The sequence below is a fragment of the Pseudomonas sp. CFBP 13710 genome, assembly GCF_014842235.1.
Taxonomy (GTDB): Bacteria; Pseudomonadota; Gammaproteobacteria; order Pseudomonadales; family Pseudomonadaceae; genus Aquipseudomonas; species Aquipseudomonas baltica.
Window position 1 is genome coordinate 21,977 of record NZ_JACYVJ010000013.1, and the last position, 15,617, is coordinate 37,593.

The window sequence follows — 15,617 nt, forward strand, 5'->3', positions numbered from 1 at the left end:
GGGGCTTTTTTTTGTGCGGCCTACACCGAACCTACATCTCCACCTGCGTACCGAGTTCGATCACCCGGTTCACCGGCAGCTTGAAGAAGCGCAGGTTGCCATTGGCATTCTTCAGCATGAAAGCGAACAACTGCTCGCGCCAGCGCGCCATGCCGGCCAACTTGGAGGCGATCACCGTTTCGCGGCTAAGGAAATAGGTGGTGCGCATCGGGCTGAAGTCCAGCTCCGGCAGATCGCACAGGGCCAGGGCGCCGGGCACGTCCGGTTCGTCCATGAAGCCGTAATGCAGAATGACCCGGAAGAACCCCTCGCCATAGCTCTGCACCTCGAACCGCCGTGCCAACGGGACCCTCGGCGTGTCTTCGTTGACCACCGTCAACAGCACCACTTGCTCATGCAACACCTGGTTATGCAGCAGGTTGTGCAACAACGCGTGGGGCACGGCGTCGGAGCGTGCGGTCAGAAACACTGCCGTACCCTGAACTCGATGTGGCGGCTGTACGCTGATGCTGCCGATGAAGATCGGCAGCGGCAACCCGCCCTCGTCGATCCGTTCGACCAGCAGTTGCTTGCCGCGCTTCCAGGTGGTCATGAGGATGAACAACACGGTTCCCGCCAGCACCGGGAACGCACCGCCCTGAATGATCTTCGGCACGTTGGCGGCGAAGAACAGGCCATCGACCAGAAGGCAACCCAGCAGAACCGGCACCGCCAGCACCGGCGGCCACTTCCACAGCAGCAGCATCACGGCCGACACCAGGATGGTGGTCATCAACATGGTCCCGGTGACGGCGACGCCATAGGCCGAGGCCAGCGCACCGGAGGATTCGAAACCGATCACCAGCAGCACCACGCCAACCATCAACGCCCAGTTCACCGCGCCGATATAGATCTGCCCCTGCTCGCTGCTCGACGTGTGCTGGATGTGCATGCGCGGGATGTAGCCCAACTGGATGGCCTGCTGGGTCAGGGAGAACGCGCCGGAGATCACCGCCTGCGATGCGATCACGGTGGCCAGGGTGGACAGTGCCACCAGCGGCACCAGGGCCCAGCCTGGCGCCAGCAGGAAGAACGGATTGCGCGCCGCTTCGGGGTTTTCCAGCAGCAGGCCACCCTGGCCGAAGTAGTTCAGCACCAGGGCAGGCAGCACCAGAATGAACCAGGCACGGGCAATCGGTTTGCGGCCAAAATGCCCCATGTCGGCATACAGCGCCTCGGCGCCGGTCAGTGCCAGCACCACGGCGCCGAGGATCGCCACACCCATGCCGGGGTGAACGATGAAGAAGCGCACTGCCCAGACCGGATTGAACGCCTTGAGCACTTCGGGGTGCTGGTATACCCCGTAGGCACCCAGCAGCCCCAGCACCAGGAACCACACCACCATCACCGGCCCGAACAGCTTGCCGATGCGTTGTGTACCGTGCTTCTGGATCAGGAACAGCGCCACCAGTACCACCAGCGCCATCGGCACCACCCAACGCTCCAGGCCATCGAACGCCAGTTCCATGCCCTCGATGGCCGAAAGCACCGACACCGCGGGGGTGATCATGCTGTCGCCGTAGAACAGCGCGGCACCGGCCAGCCCGCACACCACCATCAAGGCACGCAGCTTGGGCAGCGAGGCGGTGGCGCGCGTCGCCAACGCCGTCAGGGCCATGATGCCGCCCTCGCCCTGGTTGTCGGCGCGCAACACGAACAGCATGTACTTGATCGAGACGACCCAGATCAGCGACCAGAAAATCAGCGAGAGGATGCCCAGCACCCCGTCGTGGGAAATGGGCACGCCATAGCCTCCGGAAAAGACTTCCTTGAGCGTGTACAACGGGCTGGTGCCGATGTCGCCATAAACGACACCGACCGCTGCCACCAGCATGCCGATCGGCCGGGCCGCCGAATGTCCGCCATTGCCGTTACTGCTTGCCTGAACCATCGACCACTCCCGCACCCGTGATTTGTAACGCCATGTGGCGAGATGCGGCGAAGCATAGCGCAGCACTCGTCGCAATTCCTCGCATAATGCTGGTCAAGCGACCCGGCCATCGCTAGAATTGCGCACTTTTTGATCAGAGGCGTACCCAGCGCCCACCTGTGTGGCCCACGAGGCCCTATCGATACCGAGGTTAGCCATGTCCACCACTCCTTCGTCGGCCGCTCCAAAGGTCGGCTTCGTCTCGCTGGGTTGCCCCAAGGCCCTGGTCGATTCCGAGCGAATCCTGACTCAGTTGCGCATGGAAGGTTACCAGGTGGTGTCCACCTACGAGGACGCCGACGTGGTGGTCGTCAACACCTGTGGTTTCATCGACAGTGCCAAGGCCGAGTCCCTGGAAGTGATCGGCGAAGCGCTCAAGGAGAACGGCAAGGTCATCGTCACCGGCTGCATGGGCGTGGAAGAGAATGCCATTCGCAAGGTGCACCCCAGCGTGCTGTCGGTCACCGGCCCGCAGCAGTACGAGCAGGTGGTCAACGCGGTGCACCAGGTGGTGCCGCCTCGGCATGACCACAACCCGCTGATCGACCTGGTACCGCCACAGGGCATCAAGCTGACGCCGCGTCACTACGCCTACCTGAAGATTTCAGAAGGCTGCAACCACAGCTGCAGCTTCTGCATCATCCCCTCGATGCGCGGCAAGCTGGTCAGCCGTCCGGTGGGCGATGTGCTGAGCGAGGCCGAGCGCCTGGTCAAGGCCGGGGTCAAGGAAGTGCTGGTCATCTCCCAGGACACCAGTGCCTATGGGGTGGACGTCAAGTACAAGACCGACTTCTGGAACGGTCGCCCGGTCAAGACACGCATGCTCGAATTGTGCGAAGCCCTGAGCACCCTGGGCGTCTGGGTGCGCCTGCACTACGTGTACCCCTACCCCAACGTCGACGACATCATCCCGCTGATGGCCGCCGGCAAGATCCTCCCGTACCTGGACATCCCCTTCCAGCACGCCAGCCCGAAAGTGCTCAAGGCCATGAAACGCCCGGCCTTCGAAGACAAGACCCTGGCGCGGATCAAGAAGTGGCGCGAGCAGTGCCCGGACCTGATCATCCGTTCGACCTTCATCGTCGGCTTCCCCGGCGAGACCGAGGAAGATTTCCAGTACCTGCTGGACTGGCTGAGCGAGGCGCAACTGGACCGCGTTGGCTGCTTCCAGTATTCGCCGGTCGAGGGCGCGCCTGCCAACCTGCTGGACGCTGCCATCGTCCCCGACGACGTGAAACAGGACCGTTGGGACCGCTTCATGGCGCACCAGCAGGCCATCAGTGCCGCACGCCTGCAGATGCGCATCGGCAAGCGCGTGGAAGTGCTGATCGATGAGGTCGAGGAACAGGGTGCGGTGGGCCGTTGCTTCTTCGACGCCCCGGAAATCGACGGCAACGTGTTCATCGACGATGCCACCCATCTCAAGCCGGGCGACAAGGTCTGGTGCACCATCGTCGATGCCGACGAATACGATCTGTGGGCCGAACTGGCCTGATTCGAGCTGCCCTGGCTCGACAGGCAAGACGGCGGCGACCGGCCCGGTTCGCCGCCACGCCAGCCGCAGGCGCCAGACGCCGGGCAATCTGCGCGGGCTTAACCGCCTCCAGGCAGTTACACTAGCGCCCTTTCCTTGCTACGGCCGCAGTCATGTCTGAACCCACTCGTCTCTCCAAACGCCTCATCGAACTGGTCGGGTGTTCCCGCCGCGAGGCCGAACTCTTCATCGAAGGCGGCTGGGTGTCCGTTGACGGCGTGGTGGTCGACGAACCGCAGTTCAAGGTGGACGCACAGAAGGTCGAGCTCGATCCCCAGGCCAAGGCCGAAGCACCGGAGCCGGTGACCCTGTTGCTGCACCAGGCGCCGGGACAGAGCGCCGAAGAGGCGCTGGCTACGCTCAACGCCCAGACTCTGTCCAGCGAGCACGGCTTTGGCAAGCGTCCGCTCAAGGGCCACTTCCTGCGCCTGAGCTGCGCGGCCGAGCTGCCTGCCAATGCCAGCGGTCTGCAGATCTTTACCCAGGACTGGAAGACCCTGCGCAAGCTGACCGCCGATGCGGCCAAGATCGAACAGGAATACGTGGTGGAAATCACCGGCGAGATGAGCCCCCACGGCCTCAACCGCCTCAATCATGGCGCGATGTACAAGGGCAAGGCGCTGCCGGCGGTGAAAGCCAGCTGGCAGAACGAGACACGCCTGCGCTTCGCCTTGAAGAACCCGGCACCCGGGGTGCTGCAGCAACTGTGCGCCAGTGTCGGTCTGACGATCGTCTCGATCCGCCGCATTCGCGTGGGCGGTGTGTCGATGGGCAAGCTGCCCCTGGGCCAGTGGCGCTACCTGACGACCAAGGAAAAATTCTGAACCCTCTCTTTTTCCGGCGCTGCCTGGGCAGCGTCGTTCAACCAGGATACACACCATGATCCACAACGATGTACTGCGCAGCGTGCGCTACATGCTCGACATCAGCGACGGCAAAGTTGCCGACATCACCGCTTTGGGCGGACTGGAAATCAGCAAGGCCGACGTCATCAGCTACACCAAGAAGGACGAAGAAGAAGGCTTCGTGCATTGTCCGGATGCTGTCCTGGCGCATTTTCTCGATGGCCTGGTGATCTATCGCCGCGGTCGCGACGAGACCCGCCCCGCCCAGGCGGTCGAGCTGCCGGTCACCAACAACATCGTCTTGAAGAAACTGCGCGTGGCCTTCGAACTCAAGGAAGACGACATGCACGCCGTGCTCAAGTCGGTCGACTTTCCGGTGTCCAAACCTGAGCTGAGCGCCTTGTTTCGCAAGTTCGGCCACAACAACTACCGTGCGTGCGGCGACCAGTTGCTGCGCAACTTCCTCAAGGGCCTGACCCTGCGAGTCCGCGGCTGAGCCCCATGGTCTATAGCGTCGAACCGATCGGTTTTATCCGCTCCTGCTTCAAGGAAAAATTCGCCATTCCGCGCCAGCCGCAACTGGCGCCGGCCGCGCGCGGCGTGCTGGAGCTGCTGCCACCGTTCGATCAGGGCGAGGCCGTGCAGGGCCTGGAACAGGTCAGCCATGTATGGCTGCTGTTCCTGTTCCATGAGGCCCTGGAAGACAAGCCGCGTTTGAAGGTCCGTCCGCCGCGCCTGGGCGGCAACAGGTCGATCGGCGTTTTCGCCACGCGGGCCACCCATCGGCCCAATGGCATCGGTCAATCGGTGGTCCGCCTGGACAAGGTCGAAGGCGCGCGCCTGCACCTCTCCGGCATCGATTTGCTCGACGGCACACCAGTGCTGGACATCAAACCCTACGTGCCCTATGCCGACAACGTGCCTGCTGCCGTCAACGCCATCGCCAGCGCCGCGCCTGAGCCCATTGCCGTGCAGTGGCTGGACGCGGGACTGGCGCAAGCCAGGGCGCACGCCATGCGCCTGGGCGAGCCCTTGGTGGAGTTGATCGAGCAATGCCTGGCCCAGGATCCGCGTCCGGCCTACCAGAAGCCTGCACCCGAGCGCGAATACGGCGCCCGGTTCTGGGATGTGGACGTACGCTGGCATTACCCGCGCCCCGACTGCATTTGCGTGCTGGAAGTGGTGCTCTCCTGAGCCTGCGCATCGCTCACAAAAAAACCGCCCGAGGGCGGTTTTTTCATGGTGCTGGCCAGCCGCTTACTTCTCGACGAAGGCGCGCTCGATCAGGTAGTCACCCGGCTCGCGCATGCGCGGCGAGACGGTCAGGCCGAAGCTGTTGAGCACTTCGCTGGTTTCGTCGAGCATGCTCGGGCTGCCGCACAGCATGGCACGGTCGTCCTGCGGGTTGATCGGCGGCAGGCCGATGTCGCTGAACAGCTTGCCGCTGCGCATCAGATCGGTCAGGCGGCCTTCGTTCTCGAACGGCTCGCGCGTCACGGTGGGGTAGTAGATCAGCTTGTCGCGCAGTGCCTCGCCGAAGAATTCGTTCTGCGGCAGGTGCTCGGTGATGAACTCGCGGTAGGCGACCTCGTTCACGTAGCGCACGCCATGGCAAAGAATGACCTTTTCGAAACGCTCGTAGGTTTCCGGGTCCTGGATAACGCTCATGAACGGCGCCAGGCCGGTGCCGGTGCTCAGCAGGTACAGGTGCTTGCCCGGCTTGAGGTCATCGAGAACCAGCGTGCCGGTGGGCTTCTTGCTGATGATGATCTCGTCGCCTTCCTTCAGGTGCTGCAGCTGCGAGGTCAGCGGGCCATCGGGCACCTTGATGCTGAAGAACTCCAGATGCTCTTCCCAGTTCGGGCTGGCGATCGAATAGGCGCGCATAAGCGGGCGGCCGGTGGGTTGTTGCAGGCCGATCATCACGAACTGCCCGTTCTCGAAGCGCAGGCCCGGATCGCGGGTGCACTTGAAGCTGAACAGGGTGTCATTCCAGTGATGAACACTGAGTACACGTTCGTGGTTCATGTTGCTCATGTACGGGGCTCCTAGAAAAAGCGTACGCCTGACAGGGGCGCGATTGCGCAATAGTTTACGGGGCTCAACAATATCTGTTAAATGGATTATTAAGATATGGGTAATCGGTTATATAGATATGCGATTCACACTTCGTCAATTGCAGGTATTCGTCGCCGTGGCCCAGCAGGAAAGCGTGTCACGCGCCGCGAACCTGCTGTCGCTGTCGCAGTCGGCGACCAGCACCTCGATCACCGAGCTCGAACGGCAATCGAGCTGTCAGTTGTTCGACCGCGCCGGCAAGCGCCTGAGTCTCAACGCCCTGGGTCATCAACTGCTGCCCCAGGCCGTGGCCCTGCTCGACCAGGCCAAGGAAATCGAAGACCTGCTCAACGGCAAGTCAGGATTCGGTTCGTTGGCGGTAGGCGCGACTTTGACCATCGGCAACTATCTGGCCACTCTGCTGATCGGCCGTTTCATGCAGGTGCACCCGGAAAGCCAGGTCAAGCTGCATGTCCAGAACACTGCGAACATCGTTCAGCAGGTGGCGCACTATGAAATCGACCTGGGGCTGATCGAGGGTGACTGCAGCCATCCAGACATCGAGGTGCAACCCTGGGTCGAAGACGAGTTGGTGGTGTTCTGTGCGCCACGGCATCCATTGGCTTCGGTGCCCAGTGCCAGCCTGGCCTTGCTGACCCAGGAAGCGTGGATTCTGCGCGAACAGGGCTCGGGCACGCGCCTGACATTCGACCAGGCCATGCGTCACCATCGCCTGGCACTCAACATCCGTCTGGAACTGGAACACACCGAAGCGATCAAGCGCGCCGTGGAGTCCGGGCTGGGCATCGGGTGCATTTCCCGGCTGGCACTGCGCGATGCCTTTCGGCGCGGCAGCCTGGTGCCGGTGCACACGCCCGAGCTGGATCTGGCGCGGCAGTTCTATTTCATTTGGCACAAACGCAAGTACCAGACCTCGGCCATGCGCGAGTTCCTCGACCTGTGCCGCGCATTCACCGCCGGCGCGCAACGCAGTGACGAGATCGTCCTGCCCGACATCGCCTGAGCCAGGCATCGGTCAAAGCAGAATCACCGCCCACACCAGCACGATCATGCTCAAGGCAACGAACTGAGCTGCGCTGCCCATGTCCTTGGCATTCTTCGACAATGGGTGACGCTCCAGCGAGATGCGATCGATAGCCGCCTCGATCGCCGAGTTGAGCAATTCAACGATCAACGCCAGCAGGCACACCGCGATGAGCACCGCGCGCTCCACGCGGCTGACCTGCAACAAAAAGCTCAGCGGCACCAGCACGACGTTGAGCAGCACCAACTGGCGAAACGCCGCTTCGCCGGTGAAGGCTGCACGCAGACCATCGAAGGAGTAACCCGTAGCATTGAGAATACGTTTGAGGCCGGTCTGGCCCTTGAAAGGTGACATGCGCGACGATCCAGGAAAGGAAGACGGCCGACGATGAAACGTTCGGCGTGAAAAAGGCGTGACGGTGCAGGTCAGTTGGCGGAGGTTGACTCCAGTTGTTGCAACAGCAAGGCAGCCTGGGTGCGAGTGCGCACGCCGAGCTTGCGAAAGATCGCTGTTACATGGGCCTTGATGGTGGCTTCCGACACGCTCAACTCATAGGCGATCTGCTTGTTCAACAAACCTTCGCACACCATGGTCAGTACCCTGAACTGTTGGGGCGTCAGGCTGGCAAGCCCTTCGCTGGCGGCCTTGGCTTCCGCCGAAACGCTGACCGCCTCGAATGCCTGCGGCGGCCACCAGACTTCCCCGTCCAGCACCTCGCGTACGGCCGCTTGAATGGTTTCGAGCGAACTGGACTTTGGAATGAAGCCACTGGCGCCGAATTCACGCGAGCGCACCATGACCCAGGCGTCTTCCTGAGCCGAAACCATCACCACGGGTATGTGCGGATACTGGCCGCGCAGCAATACCAATCCGGAAAAACCGTAGGCGCCGGGCATATTCAGGTCCAGCAGCACCAGGTCCCAGTCGGCCTTTTCGTCGAGGCGCCCTTCGAGCTCGGCAATACTCGCCACCTCTACCAGACGCACTTCTGCGCCCAGACCCATGGTCAAGGCTTGATGCAGCGCGCTGCGAAACAGCGGATGGTCGTCGGCGATCAGGATTTCGTAAGTGGCCATCGATCACAGGATTCCAGGAAATGAAGCCGTTCGGACAGTATCCGCCCGATTCGGCGCCAAGAATGCCGACCCCGGCCATGGTGGTCAAGCGACTCCATGGCCAGAGCCCGCGCCGCCGCCAGGATTATAGATAGTCGGCCAGAAACCGATGCGCCGCATCGGTCTCGTCCACTGGCTCCTGGAATTTCGCTGCCAGGTAATGCGCACTGAACACATCGAGGTAGGCATCCAGTACGCGCGCCGCCTGCTCGTCGCCGGCCAGCTCCAGACACAGCGCCGCCACCTCGGCGGTGCAGAAGTGATCGTCGCGCTTGGAGCGGCGCAAGGTGTAGCGCGACAGTTGTTCGGGCGCCAGGCTCAACACCGGCAGCGAGGCCAGGTACGGACTCTTGCGGAACATCTTTCGCGCTTCGGTCCAGGTAGCGTCCAACAGTATGAACAAAGGCCGTCGACCGAGCTGCGGCGCCACGCTGCTGGTTACCCGCTGCGGCTCGACGAACTCTCCGGGAAAGACCAGATAGGGCTGCCACTGCGGATCCGCCAAAAGTGCCAGCAACCGCGGGTCGACGGCTACGCGCGACCACATGAAGGCGTGGGTGTCGGCGATCACGTCGGCAATCAGCCAGCCGGTGTTGCTCGGCTTCATGGGTTCCACGTCATGCATCAGCAGGCACATGGCCGACCGTGCGTCGACGTTGGGACGCCACGCGCACAGGCAGTACTGCGGAATGACTCGGCAACGCGGGCATCGAGGCGCGCGTGAACCCCGTGCGGTAAATGGCTGGGTACTGCGCGCCAGGCGCTCGGCGCGCAGACGGGAAACGGCATGGCTCATTGCGGATCACGGTAGAGTCTGGGGGCGCGGATTCTAACAGAGCTGGCTCCGGAACGATGTCGATGGTGAGCCGACGTGCCGCGCCGTATAATCGGCTACCCTCAGAGGTGGGTGAACGCCTGCGCCATTGGCGGGTCTTACGCCCACTTGTCTTGCCCGGCTTTTTGCCCAGGAGTGTTTCATGCTGCGCTTTATCGCCCCGTCCCTCGCCTTGCTGCTTGCCTTGCCGCTGGCCGCCCACGCTGCATCGCTGAAGGAACTGGAGCTGTCGAAAAACCTGCAGAAAGTGGCTCAGCAAAGCAGTGTGGGTACACCGCGCGCAATCAATGAAGACATCCTCGATCAGGGTTTCACCGTCGAAGGCAACCAACTGGTCAATCACCTGAGCGTTCGCGAAAGCCAGGCCTACGAGATGCGCCGCGACCCCAAAACCGTTTACCTGCAACTGGGCGCAAGCGTATGTCGCAACAAGGGTTTTCGTGATCTGATGGCACAGGGCGCCGTGATGCGCTATGACTTCACCGAATACAAGACCAATCGCGCCATCGGCAGCCAGTCCTACACTGCCAAGGACTGCGGCAAGTAATACTCCAGGAAATGTGGCGGTGCTACTCGACGAACACCGCTGCCTCATCGGCAGAAGGGATCAGTCCAGATCCTTGCCGTTGAGCAGGCGAGAAATCAGCTCCATCGGGTAGCCCCGATAGGCCAGAAAACGCGTCTGCTGGGCGCGCTCCTTGAGTTCAACGGGAAGCCTGGCAGCGAATTTGCGCTCCCAGAGCTCGCGTAGCTGCAACGCCCAATCGAATCCGCTTTGACGAAGTGCCTGCTCGACATCGGCGCGCTGCAAACCGCGCTGGGTCAGGTCTTCGCGTATTCGTGCGGGCCCGTAGCCGGAGTTGGCCCGATAGCGAATGAAGCTTTCCAGGTAGCGTGCTTCCGACAACAAGCCTTCGTCGGTCAGACGATCAAGCTCGGTATCGATCATTTCGGGAGGGGCGCCGCGCTGACGCAATTTGCGCGTCAGCTCGACTCGACCATGCTCGCGACGTGCGAGCAGGTCCATGGCAGACCGTCGCACGGCGACGGGTGTATCCAATACGACAGGTGGCATGAGGCTGATCAGAAATCGGCTTCAGCTTCAGCCGTATCGGCAGCTGGTGCAGTGGCGGAAGCCTTGTCAGCTGCAGCCTTGTCGGTACCGCCAGTCAGCAGCTTGTCGCGGATCTGCTTTTCCAGGGTGGCCTTGATCTCGGGGTTGTCTTGCAGGAACTTGGCCGAGTTGGCCTTGCCCTGACCGATCTTGCTACCTTGATAGCTGTACCAGGCGCCCGATTTCTCCAACAGGCCGTTGGCCACACCCAGGTCGACGATTTCACCGTTGAGGTAGATGCCCTTGCCGTACAGGATCTGGAATTCAGCCTGACGGAATGGCGGTGCCACCTTGTTCTTGACGACCTTGACGCGGGTTTCGCTGCCCACCACTTCGTCGCCTTCCTTGACCGCGCCGGTCCGGCGAATGTCCAGACGAACCGATGCGTAGAACTTCAGCGCGTTACCACCGGTGGTGGTTTCCGGGCTGCCGAACATCACACCGATCTTCATGCGGATCTGGTTGATGAAGATGACCAGGCAGTTGGCGTTCTTGATGTTACCGGTGATCTTGCGCAGTGCCTGCGACATCAGGCGTGCCTGCAGACCCACGTGCATGTCGCCCATCTCGCCTTCGATCTCGGCCTTGGGTACCAGTGCAGCGACGGAGTCGACGATGATGACGTCAACCGCATTGGAGCGCACCAGCATGTCGGTGATTTCCAGCGCCTGCTCACCGGTGTCCGGCTGGGATACCAGCAGGTCATCGACATTGACGCCCAGCTTGCCGGCGTACTCGGGATCCAGCGCGTGCTCGGCGTCGACGAAGGCGCAGGTTGCACCGGCCTTCTGGGCCTGGGCGATGACCGACAGCGTCAACGTGGTTTTACCCGACGATTCCGGGCCATAGATCTCGACGATCCGGCCTTTTGGCAGACCACCGATACCCAGCGCGATATCCAGGCCGAGCGAGCCGGTAGAGATGGCCGGGATCGCTTGGCGCTCGTGGTCACCCATGCGCATGACAGCGCCTTTACCGAATTGACGTTCGATCTGACCCAGGGCCGCAGCCAAGGCACGCTTCTTGTTGTCGTCCATTGAAGTCCTCACGTAATCAATAAGGCCTGACGGCCATAACACCTGTATAAGTAGCCAGTATTATTCCACACACCATGCCCCTCGCCTACCCCTGAAATGGTTTTTCTCCAGTGGCAAGGTGTAACAAACCCTGCAGGGCTGCCACGACGGTTTGCCGGCGCACGGCCTCGCGATCGCCGGCAAACTGCTCGCGTCGACAAAACGTCTGCGCACCGTCAGCCCAGGCCAGCCATACCGTGCCGACAGGCTTTTCAGCGGAGCCGCCGCCGGGGCCGGCAACGCCGCTGACCGCCACTGCAAAGCGCGCTTTGCTGTGGCCCTGAGCACCGCGCACCATGGCTTCGACCACTTCGCGGCTGACCGCCCCGACCTGCTCGAACAGCTCGCTCGGAACCTGCAGCTGAGCGGTTTTCTGCGCATTGGAATAAGTGACGTAGCCGGCCTCGAACCAGGCCGAACTGCCGGCGATGCGAGTGATCGCCTCGGCGATACCGCCTCCCGTGCAGGACTCCGCCGTGGTGGCTTGGGCGCCCAGGGCAAGCAGGCGCTGGCCGAGTTCGGCAGAGAGTGAGGTCGAGGCGTCCATAACAGCTCCTTGATCAGGCGGCCGATGAGGCTACGCCCTCCTGCCATGCAGGTCAAAAGTCGCCATGGCGTGCCTGCGTATGACCGGCCCGAAGGGCAATCGTGCCACCGCGTAACCGGTGCCAACGTCCTACATGGTGAAAAAAATCCCTGTACTATTGGCGCCTGCCTTACGTCCCCAAGACACCCGCGAGCTAAGTCCTTGAATGTCCGATTTTTCTAACCACACCCCGATGATGCAGCAGTACTGGAAGCTGAAGAATCAGCATCCCGACCAGTTGATGTTCTACCGCATGGGCGACTTCTACGAAATCTTCTACGAGGATGCGAAGAAGGCTGCCAAATTGCTCGACATCACCCTGACCGCCCGTGGACAGTCGGCGGGGCAGTCGATCCCCATGTGCGGTATTCCTTACCATGCAGCCGAGGGCTACCTGGCCAAACTGGTCAAGCTGGGCGAGTCGGTGGTGATCTGCGAGCAGATCGGCGACCCGGCCACCAGCAAGGGGCCGGTCGATCGGCAAGTGGTACGGATCATCACGCCCGGCACGGTCAGCGACGAAGCGTTGCTCGACGAGCGCCGCGACAACCTGATCGCGGCGGTGTTGGGCGACGAGCGCCTGTTCGGCCTGGCGGTGCTGGACATCACCAGCGGCAGCTTCATGGTCATGGAGTTGGCGGGATGGGAAAACCTGCTGGCGGAGCTAGAGCGGATCAACCCGGTCGAACTGCTGATCCCCGATGACTGGCCGCAAGGGTTGCCGGCGGAAAAGCGCAAGGGCTCGCGCCGCCGGGCGCCTTGGGACTTCGAGCGGGACACTGCGCACAAGAGCCTGTGCCAGCAGTTCGCAACCCAGGACCTCAAGGGCTTCGGCTGCGAGAAGCTGACGCTGGCCATCGGCGCCGCGGGCTGCCTGCTCGGCTACGCCAAGGAAACCCAGCGCACCGCCCTGCCCCATCTGCGCAGCCTGCGTCACGAACGGCTGGACGACACGGTGGTGCTGGACGGCGCCAGTCGCCGCAACCTGGAGCTGGACACCAACCTTGCCGGCGGACGCGACAACACCCTGCAATCGGTCATCGACCGCTGCCAGACCGCCATGGGCAGCCGCCTGCTGACCCGCTGGCTCAATCGACCACTGCGTGACCTCAAGGTGTTGCAGGCGCGTCAGGGCTCCATCGGCTGCCTGCTCGAGGGCTACCGCTTCGAAAGCCTGCAACCGCAGCTCAAGGAAATCGGCGACATCGAGCGGATTCTCGCAAGGATCGGGCTGCGCAATGCCCGACCGCGGGACCTGGCGCGACTGCGCGATGCGCTGGCCGCCCTGCCCGAACTGCAGGTGGCAATGGCCGAACTCGAAGCGCCGCACCTGGCGCAGCTGGCGGCCATTGCCGGGACCTACCCGGAACTGGCCGATCTGCTGGCCAAGGCCATCGTCGACAATCCGCCCGCCGTCATCCGCGACGGCGGCGTACTGAAAACCGGCTACGACAGCGAGCTGGACGAATTGCTGTCGCTGAGCGAGAACGCCGGCCAGTTCCTGATCGACCTGGAAGCCCGGGAAAAAGCCCGTACGGGCCTGTCCCACTTGAAAGTGGGTTACAACCGCGTCCACGGCTACTTCATCGAACTGCCCAGCAAACAGGCCGAACAAGCCCCCGCGGACTACATCCGGCGGCAGACGCTCAAAGGTGCCGAGCGCTTCATCACCCCTGAACTCAAGGCCTTCGAAGACAAGGCGCTGTCGGCCAAGAGCCGTGCCCTGGCCCGTGAGAAGTCGCTGTACGAAGCGTTGCTGGAAAACCTCATCGGCCATCTGCCGCCACTGCAGGACACCGCCGCGGCGCTGGCTGAACTGGACGTGCTGAGCAACCTCGCCGAGCGAGCGCTGAACCTGGACCTCAATTGCCCCCGCTTCGTCGACGAGCCGTGCCTGCGTATCAACCAGGGTCGCCACCCGGTCGTGGAACAAGTGCTCACCACACCCTTCGTGGCCAACGACCTGAGCCTGGACGACAGCACCCGCATGCTGGTGATCACCGGTCCGAACATGGGCGGTAAATCCACCTACATGCGCCAGACTGCCTTGATCGTGTTGCTGGCGCACATCGGCAGTTTCGTGCCAGCGGCCAGTTGCGAGTTGTCGCTGGTGGACCGTATTTTCACCCGAATCGGCTCCAGTGATGACCTGGCTGGCGGCCGCTCGACGTTCATGGTGGAGATGAGCGAAACCGCGAACATCCTGCACAATGCCACCGAGCGCAGCCTGGTGCTGATGGACGAAGTGGGCCGCGGCACCAGCACGTTCGATGGCTTGTCGCTGGCCTGGGCTGCCGCCGAATGCCTGGCCGGACTGCGCGCCTATACCTTGTTCGCCACTCACTACTTCGAGCTGACCGTGCTGCCGGAAAGCCAGCCACTGGTGGCCAACGTGCACCTGAGCGCCACCGAACACAACGAGCGCATCGTTTTTCTGCACCATGTGCTGGCTGGCCCTGCCAGCCAGAGCTACGGGTTGGCGGTCGCGCAATTGGCCGGGGTACCGGCCGCAGTCATCCTGCGCGCCAAGGAACACCTGAGCCGTCTGGAAACCACCAGCCTGCCCCACGAGACCCCAACGCCCATGCCCGGCAAGACAGCGAAGCCCCATCAGGCTGACCTGTTTGCCAGCCTGCCGCACCCGGTGCTGGAACAGATTGCCAAGACCGACATCGATGGACTGACACCGCGGCAAGCGATCGAATTGCTCTATGCACTGAAGAGCCGGGTCTAACGCTTATTCCTACAAGCTGATAGAATCCCGCGCGGTTTGGGAATGCCAATGGCTTTTAGCCTGGTCTGCGGCTGACCTGCCCAAACCAAGCGGCCCTGTGAAGGGCTTCGCTGCCGCCGCCTGAGGAGAGAAATAGAAATGACCTTCGTCGTCACCGACAACTGCATCAAGTGCAAATACACCGACTGCGTGGAAGTCTGTCCGGTGGACTGCTTCTACGAAGGCCCGAACTTCCTGGTGATTCACCCGGATGAGTGCATCGACTGCGCACTGTGCGAGCCTGAATGCCCGGCCCAAGCCATCTTCTCCGAAGATGAAGTGCCAGAGGACATGCATGAATTCATCCAGCTGAACGTGGACTTGGCCGAAGTCTGGCCGAACATTACCGAGAAGAAGGATGCGCTGCCCGAGGCTGAAGCGTTCGACGGCGTGAAAGGCAAGATCAAGGACCTGGAGCGCTAGGGCACGCTCGTTGCCTCGTGCCAGCTGATAGCGACCGCCACGCCTGCCGCGCAGGCGTGCGTGACACCGGACGGCGCGGCTGGCCACTCGCTCTCGACCTCAAAAAAAAGTCAAAAAAAGGGGCGGTAATGAGCCGCCCACCTTTCCCTGTCCCTTTTATCCCTGTCATCGTCCTGATGAATCGCGTCACTGCGATATCCCTTTTGGGCGCTCGATCCTGAGCACCTGTGTCGTCCCTGAACAC

General features: G+C 62.3%; 16 protein-coding genes. 8 read left to right on the forward strand and 8 right to left on the reverse strand.

The genetic code is table 11. The features are described 5' to 3' along the window. Positions 1-31 precede the first annotated feature (31 nt). Complete coding sequence (locus IFT44_RS19405; protein ID WP_122714007.1) at positions 32-1,930, reverse strand: potassium transporter Kup; 1,899 nt, start codon at positions 1,928-1,930, stop codon at positions 32-34. 196 nt (positions 1,931-2,126) lie between these two features. Here IFT44_RS19405 and rimO point away from each other — a divergent pair, with 196 nt between their 5' ends. The 4 genes from rimO to tsaA all read left to right on the forward strand — a co-directional run bounded on the left by rimO (position 2,127) and on the right by tsaA (position 5,542). Then, entirely contained in the window at positions 2,127-3,464 is a 1,338-nt protein-coding gene (gene rimO / locus IFT44_RS19410) for a 30S ribosomal protein S12 methylthiotransferase RimO (RefSeq protein ID WP_192176443.1), read from the forward strand. Positions 3,465-3,616: 152 nt separating this feature from the next. Beyond that, positions 3,617-4,327 carry an rRNA pseudouridine synthase gene (locus IFT44_RS19415; protein WP_192057857.1) on the forward strand — a complete coding sequence of 237 codons (711 nt, stop codon included), beginning with the start codon at positions 3,617-3,619 and terminating at the stop codon, positions 4,325-4,327. A 55-nt stretch (positions 4,328-4,382) separates the two neighbouring features. Continuing rightward, positions 4,383-4,844, forward strand: coding sequence for a DUF1456 family protein (locus IFT44_RS19420; RefSeq protein WP_192052816.1), 462 nt, complete (start codon positions 4,383-4,385; stop codon positions 4,842-4,844). Positions 4,845-4,849: 5 nt separating this feature from the next. Next, positions 4,850-5,542 (forward strand): tRNA (N6-threonylcarbamoyladenosine(37)-N6)-methyltransferase TrmO, encoded by a 693-nt coding sequence (gene tsaA, locus IFT44_RS19425; protein WP_192102486.1) that lies wholly within the window; start codon positions 4,850-4,852, stop codon positions 5,540-5,542. Positions 5,543-5,605: 63 nt separating this feature from the next. Here tsaA and fpr read toward each other — a convergent pair whose 3' ends face one another. After that, complete coding sequence (gene fpr, locus IFT44_RS19430; RefSeq protein ID WP_122476516.1) at positions 5,606-6,385, reverse strand: ferredoxin-NADP reductase; 780 nt, start codon at positions 6,383-6,385, stop codon at positions 5,606-5,608. Positions 6,386-6,503: 118 nt separating this feature from the next. On the opposite strand from fpr, the gene IFT44_RS19435 reads away from it, so the two are divergent. Next, complete coding sequence (locus tag IFT44_RS19435) at positions 6,504-7,430, forward strand: LysR family transcriptional regulator (protein WP_122476517.1); 927 nt, start codon at positions 6,504-6,506, stop codon at positions 7,428-7,430. Positions 7,431-7,442: 12 nt separating this feature from the next. On the opposite strand, the gene IFT44_RS19440 is transcribed toward IFT44_RS19435, so the two are convergent. From IFT44_RS19440 to IFT44_RS19450, 3 genes are all read right to left on the reverse strand, one after another. Then, positions 7,443-7,805, reverse strand: coding sequence for a diacylglycerol kinase (locus tag IFT44_RS19440; RefSeq protein WP_122476519.1), 363 nt, complete (start codon positions 7,803-7,805; stop codon positions 7,443-7,445). 71 nt (positions 7,806-7,876) lie between these two features. Continuing rightward, positions 7,877-8,527, reverse strand: a complete 651-nt coding sequence (gene erdR, locus IFT44_RS19445; protein WP_122476520.1) for a response regulator transcription factor ErdR — start codon at positions 8,525-8,527, stop codon at positions 7,877-7,879. A gap of 124 nt (positions 8,528-8,651) precedes the next feature. Continuing rightward, positions 8,652-9,362: a tRNA-uridine aminocarboxypropyltransferase gene (locus IFT44_RS19450; RefSeq protein WP_122476522.1), complete on the reverse strand. Its 711-nt coding sequence runs from the start codon at positions 9,360-9,362 to the stop codon at positions 8,652-8,654. Positions 9,363-9,543: 181 nt separating this feature from the next. On the opposite strand from IFT44_RS19450, the gene IFT44_RS19455 reads away from it, so the two are divergent. Then, positions 9,544-9,948, forward strand: a complete 405-nt coding sequence (locus IFT44_RS19455; RefSeq protein WP_122476523.1) for a PA3611 family quorum-sensing-regulated virulence factor — start codon at positions 9,544-9,546, stop codon at positions 9,946-9,948. Positions 9,949-10,008: 60 nt separating this feature from the next. Here the strand turns inward: IFT44_RS19455 and recX are convergent, their stop codons facing one another. The 3 genes from recX to IFT44_RS19470 form a co-directional block, all read right to left on the reverse strand. Further along, positions 10,009-10,476: a recombination regulator RecX gene (gene recX / locus IFT44_RS19460; RefSeq protein ID WP_185794277.1), complete on the reverse strand. Its 468-nt coding sequence runs from the start codon at positions 10,474-10,476 to the stop codon at positions 10,009-10,011. Between the two features lie 8 nt (positions 10,477-10,484). Continuing rightward, entirely contained in the window at positions 10,485-11,552 is a 1,068-nt protein-coding gene (gene recA / locus IFT44_RS19465) for a recombinase RecA (protein ID WP_122476527.1), read from the reverse strand. Between the two features lie 85 nt (positions 11,553-11,637). Next, a complete protein-coding gene (locus IFT44_RS19470; protein ID WP_122476529.1) occupies positions 11,638-12,138 on the reverse strand; it encodes a CinA family protein in 501 nt (166 codons plus the stop codon). A 205-nt stretch (positions 12,139-12,343) separates the two neighbouring features. On the opposite strand from IFT44_RS19470, the gene mutS reads away from it, so the two are divergent. After that, positions 12,344-14,911 (forward strand): DNA mismatch repair protein MutS, encoded by a 2,568-nt coding sequence (gene mutS / locus IFT44_RS19475; RefSeq protein ID WP_192176444.1) that lies wholly within the window; start codon positions 12,344-12,346, stop codon positions 14,909-14,911. 138 nt (positions 14,912-15,049) lie between these two features. Continuing rightward, on the forward strand, positions 15,050-15,373 hold the full coding sequence (gene fdxA, locus IFT44_RS19480) for a ferredoxin FdxA (RefSeq protein WP_192176445.1): 324 nt from the start codon (positions 15,050-15,052) through the stop codon (positions 15,371-15,373). Positions 15,374-15,617: the final 244 nt, after the last annotated feature.

What these genes read in the sequence shown, in the direction of transcription:
- IFT44_RS19420 (WP_192052816.1), top strand. Translation starts at nt 4,383, where the DNA reads ATGATCCACAACGATGTACTGCGCAGCGTGCGCTACATGCTCGACATC.
- fpr (WP_122476516.1), bottom strand. Translation starts at nt 6,385, where the DNA reads ATGAGCAACATGAACCACGAACGTGTACTCAGTGTTCATCACTGGAAT.
- IFT44_RS19405 (WP_122714007.1), bottom strand. Translation starts at nt 1,930, where the DNA reads ATGGTTCAGGCAAGCAGTAACGGCAATGGCGGACATTCGGCGGCCCGG.
- IFT44_RS19440 (WP_122476519.1), bottom strand. Translation starts at nt 7,805, where the DNA reads ATGTCACCTTTCAAGGGCCAGACCGGCCTCAAACGTATTCTCAATGCT.
- IFT44_RS19415 (WP_192057857.1), top strand. Translation starts at nt 3,617, where the DNA reads ATGTCTGAACCCACTCGTCTCTCCAAACGCCTCATCGAACTGGTCGGG.
- mutS (WP_192176444.1), top strand. Translation starts at nt 12,344, where the DNA reads ATGTCCGATTTTTCTAACCACACCCCGATGATGCAGCAGTACTGGAAG.
- IFT44_RS19435 (WP_122476517.1), top strand. Translation starts at nt 6,504, where the DNA reads ATGCGATTCACACTTCGTCAATTGCAGGTATTCGTCGCCGTGGCCCAG.
- IFT44_RS19450 (WP_122476522.1), bottom strand. Translation starts at nt 9,362, where the DNA reads ATGAGCCATGCCGTTTCCCGTCTGCGCGCCGAGCGCCTGGCGCGCAGT.
- IFT44_RS19455 (WP_122476523.1), top strand. Translation starts at nt 9,544, where the DNA reads ATGCTGCGCTTTATCGCCCCGTCCCTCGCCTTGCTGCTTGCCTTGCCG.
- recA (WP_122476527.1), bottom strand. Translation starts at nt 11,552, where the DNA reads ATGGACGACAACAAGAAGCGTGCCTTGGCTGCGGCCCTGGGTCAGATC.
- tsaA (WP_192102486.1), top strand. Translation starts at nt 4,850, where the DNA reads ATGGTCTATAGCGTCGAACCGATCGGTTTTATCCGCTCCTGCTTCAAG.
- recX (WP_185794277.1), bottom strand. Translation starts at nt 10,476, where the DNA reads ATGCCACCTGTCGTATTGGATACACCCGTCGCCGTGCGACGGTCTGCC.
- fdxA (WP_192176445.1), top strand. Translation starts at nt 15,050, where the DNA reads ATGACCTTCGTCGTCACCGACAACTGCATCAAGTGCAAATACACCGAC.
- rimO (WP_192176443.1), top strand. Translation starts at nt 2,127, where the DNA reads ATGTCCACCACTCCTTCGTCGGCCGCTCCAAAGGTCGGCTTCGTCTCG.
- erdR (WP_122476520.1), bottom strand. Translation starts at nt 8,527, where the DNA reads ATGGCCACTTACGAAATCCTGATCGCCGACGACCATCCGCTGTTTCGC.
- IFT44_RS19470 (WP_122476529.1), bottom strand. Translation starts at nt 12,138, where the DNA reads ATGGACGCCTCGACCTCACTCTCTGCCGAACTCGGCCAGCGCCTGCTT.